This is a genomic window from Skermanella stibiiresistens SB22 (assembly GCF_000576635.1).
Lineage (GTDB): Bacteria > Pseudomonadota > Alphaproteobacteria > Azospirillales > Azospirillaceae > Skermanella > Skermanella stibiiresistens.
The window spans coordinates 1-3,612 of the sequence record NZ_AVFL01000087.1 but is presented as its reverse complement, the minus strand read 5'-3'; the positions used below and the strand labels follow the sequence as shown (position 1 = coordinate 3,612).

The 3,612-nt window shown below is 66.3% G+C and carries 5 protein-coding genes; 3 read left to right on the top strand and 2 right to left on the bottom strand.

Annotation, left to right across the window (positions count from 1 at the left end):
- A partial coding sequence (locus N825_RS35505) for a response regulator (RefSeq protein ID WP_037462299.1) occupies positions 1-431 on the bottom strand: 431 nt, incomplete at its 3' end.
- A 198-nt stretch (positions 432-629) separates the two neighbouring features.
- Between N825_RS35505 and fliI the strand changes: the two genes are divergently transcribed.
- Positions 630-1,961 (top strand): flagellar protein export ATPase FliI, encoded by a 1,332-nt coding sequence (gene fliI / locus N825_RS35500; protein WP_037462294.1) that lies wholly within the window; start codon positions 630-632, stop codon positions 1,959-1,961.
- A complete protein-coding gene (locus N825_RS35495) occupies positions 1,958-2,374 on the top strand; it encodes a flagellar FliJ family protein (protein ID WP_037462292.1) in 417 nt (138 codons plus the stop codon). The genes fliI and N825_RS35495 overlap by 4 nt, the downstream gene beginning before the upstream one ends.
- A gap of 32 nt (positions 2,375-2,406) precedes the next feature.
- Here N825_RS35495 and N825_RS35490 read toward each other — a convergent pair whose 3' ends face one another.
- Positions 2,407-3,246, bottom strand: a complete 840-nt coding sequence (locus tag N825_RS35490) for a hypothetical protein (protein ID WP_051514252.1) — start codon at positions 3,244-3,246, stop codon at positions 2,407-2,409.
- Between the two features lie 176 nt (positions 3,247-3,422).
- On the opposite strand from N825_RS35490, the gene N825_RS37460 reads away from it, so the two are divergent.
- Positions 3,423-3,612: hypothetical protein (locus tag N825_RS37460; protein WP_157619794.1), on the top strand; the 190-nt coding region annotated here is incomplete at its 3' end.

Here is a 3,612-nt window from a genome sequence, read left to right as displayed (position 1 = left end):
TCCACCTCCACCGTGCGGGTGTCGAGGTTGACCGTCAGGCGGCCGGTGCGGATCACGCTGTCGGAATGACCCTTGCTGCGCCGGACGATCGCTTGGATGCGGGCGATCAGCTCGCGCTTGTCGAACGGCTTGGTCAGGTAGTCGTCGGCGCCGACGCCCAGGCCCTTGATCTTGTGGTCCAACTCCGACAAGCCGGAAAGGATCAGGATCGGCGTCGTCACGCGGGCCGAGCGGAGCCGGCGTAGCACCTCGTAGCCGTCGATGTCCGGCAGCATCAGATCGAGGATGATTATATCGTAGTCATACAGCTTCCCGATCTCCAGCCCATCCTCACCGAGATCGGTGGAATCGACGATGAAGCCCTCGGAGTGAAGCATTAGTTCGATACTTTTTGCGACCGAGGAGTCGTCTTCGACCAGCAGAACCCTCATGGCGACATCCCGACGTTGAAGGGCGGGAACACAACCCCGCCAAACCTGATGATACTCATGTTAACAGACGATTCAGCTTAATGCTACCGCTAGCAAAGTTTACAGAAAGTTAATCATTCCTGCATATCGTTGCTCTTGTCGCATTTGCCGGCGAATCGTTCGCCAACACGGTTAATACACGCATAGATATCTCACATCGTGCGCCTCGAGCAAAGCCACTTTATTAACGAAATTGAACGCATCCCCCAGTATCGCTACTTTGGGCGGGTAACCGCCGTTCTGGGCCTACTTGTGGAGGTGGGCGGGGTCGAACGGCTTCTGTCGATTGGAGGCCGCTGCACCATCGTCGCACGCGCGGGCCGCCGGGTTCCGTGCGAGGTCGTCGGATTTCGCCAGGGACGGGCACTCCTGATGCCGCTCGGCGGACTGGAGGGCGTCGGGCTCGGCTGCAAGGCCGAGGTGACGGAAGGCGGACCGGAGGTGTTTCCCGACGAGAGCTGGCTCGGCCGCGTGGTCAACGCGCTGGGCGAGCCGATCGACGGCAAGGGACCGCTGTTCAACGGCAAGATCGGCATCCCGATCCGCAACAATCCCCCACCGGCCCACTCGCGCCGCCGCGTCAGCGGTAAGATCGACATGGGCATCCGCGCGATGAACACCTTCCTGTCATGCTGCCGAGGCCAGCGCATGGGCATCTTCGCGGGATCGGGCGTCGGCAAGTCGGTGCTGATGTCGATGCTGGCGCGCTACATGTCGGTCGACGTCAACGTGATCGGCCTGATCGGCGAGCGGGGCCGCGAGGTCCAGGAATTCATCACCGAGGACTTGGGCGAGGAGGGCATGGCGCGCAGCGTCGTCGTCGTCGCCACCTCCGACGAGGCGCCGCTGATGCGCCGCCAGTCGGCCTACATGACCATGTCGATCGCCGAGTATTTTCGCGACCGGGGCAAGAACGTGATGTGCATGATGGACAGCGTCACGCGCTTCGCCATGGCCCAGCGCGAGATCGGCCTGTCGGCCGGCGAGCCGCCGACCACCAAGGGCTATCCCCCGACCACCTTCGCCGAACTTCCGCGCCTGTTGGAGCGGGCGGGGCCGGGGGTGGGCGAGGGCAGCATCACCGGCCTGTTCACCGTCCTGGTCGACGGCGACGACCACAACGAACCGATCGCCGACGCGGTGCGCGGCATCCTCGACGGCCATATCGTGATGGAACGGGCCATCGGCGAGCGTGGCCGCTATCCGGCCATCAACATCCTGCGCAGCGTCTCGCGCACGATGCCCGGCTGCAACACCGATCAGGAGAACGCGCTCGTGGGCAAAGCCCGGCGTCTATTGTCTTCCTACAACGACATGGCGGAGATGATCCGGCTCGGCGCCTACCGCCGCGGCAGCGATCCGCTGGTCGACGAGGCGATCGAGTACAATCCCGCCATCGAGGCGTTCCTCAAGCAAGGCAAGCGCGAGCGCACCGACATGGCCGACGGCTACGCTCAACTGGCGGAGATCCTGGGCGAGCCCTGGCCATGAGCGGCGACCTGCATACCCTGATCCGTCTTCACAAATGGCGGTTGGACGAGAAGCGCAAGGCCCTGGCGGAACTCCAGACGCTCGCCGACAAGCTGGCCAACGACGTCGCCCGTTTGGAGAACGAGATCAAGTCGGAGCAGGAGATCGCCCGCGGCTCGGCCGAGGCCTCCTTCGGCTATGCCAATTTCGCGAAACTGGCGATCGAGCGCCGGAAGCGGCTGGCGCAGTCGATAGCACAGGTCGAGGCACAGATCACCGAGGCGACCGACGAGATGGCGGAGGCCTTCCAAGAGGTCAAGCGCTATGAACTGGCCCAGGAGGGCCGCGACAAGCGCGACGAGGCCAAGCGCAAGCAGCGCGAGAACGCGGCGCTGGACGAGGTCGCCCTGAGCGGCTTCATGCGGAGACGCTGAAAGGCCGGTGCCGGGCCGTCAGGTTTCGATGGTCAAGCGCTGACACCGACGCCTGATTTGGCGCCGGGCTGGATGGCGACCCAGCCCTGCGTGCCGGCCTGGAACGAGACGCCGCCGGTCATTCCCAGCGACTCGACGGACTCGTTGAACAGCCGGCCAATCTCCTGCCGCATCTCCGGCGGCAGGGGTATGCGGGTCCGCAGGATCAGGTCGAATCGGCGGGGCCGCAGCAATCCATCCAGCTGAAGCTCCCCGATCCGGCTGAGCGTCAGGTCGATCAGGAACCGGTTGGCTCGGGCGACGCCGCCGGTCTCGGTCTCGCCGTCCTCATCGACCGTCTCGCCGTCCGGGTGCCTGACATACATCTGGAAACGGCTCAGCTCCGTGCCGTCGGAGAAGGGCACGGAGTAGGGCCGCCACTCGCCCGGCAGCGTTTCCCCCGATTGCCGTGCCAGCTGCTTGAAGTCGTCGTCCAACTTTTCCAGCAGATCCGATCGGCCCAGTTCCTCCAGCGCCTTGACGGCCGGCTCGCCCAGCCAAGCCCGCGCGTCGCCGTTCGTCACTTGCCCGGTGAACGCCAGAAGGGTCGCGGCCAAACGGGGATTGGCCTGGGGCAGGATCGTGCTGGAGAGGGCGCGGGCGGCGACGGGATCGGCCTTCGCCAGCGTTTCCAGTGTTTCCTGGAGTGCTGGCCAATCACCTCCCCGCAGGGCGTCGAACGGCTCGTCGGTGGCTGGCGCCGGCGGCGGCAGCGCCACGGTGACCTGGGCTCCCGGTGGCAGCGGAACGCGCGTGTTGAGGACCAAGACGCCCCGGTCGGTCGTCAGGATCGGCTGCCCGGTCGTCGTCGTTCCCGCGACGGTCGCTGGCAACGCCGCTCCCTGGGGTGGCGCGGCGGGGACAGGCACCGATGCCGGAGAAGCTGGGGGCGATGATGGGGCGGGGGGCGGTGGCGACGGCGCGGGCGCTGGCGCTGGCGGCAGCGAGATGACGCGGATCTCGACCGGCATCCCACTCCTCAGCGGTGGCAAGGGAGAGGGCCGGTTGGGTGCTGCTGCCGGTGTTTGGCCGGTCGGCGAGGCTGGAGGCGCTGGAATGGATCCCGACGGGGGAGCCGCCTGGGAAGTTGGAACCGGCGCGGGCTGTGGTGCTGGCGGCTTGGGCATCGTTGCCGGAGCCGGGGCGGGTGGCGGAGCAGATGGTGGGGCAGGTGGCGGGGCAGGTGGCGGGGCAGGTGG

What these genes read in the sequence shown, in the direction of transcription:
- N825_RS35495 (WP_037462292.1), top strand. Translation starts at nt 1,958, where the DNA reads ATGAGCGGCGACCTGCATACCCTGATCCGTCTTCACAAATGGCGGTTG.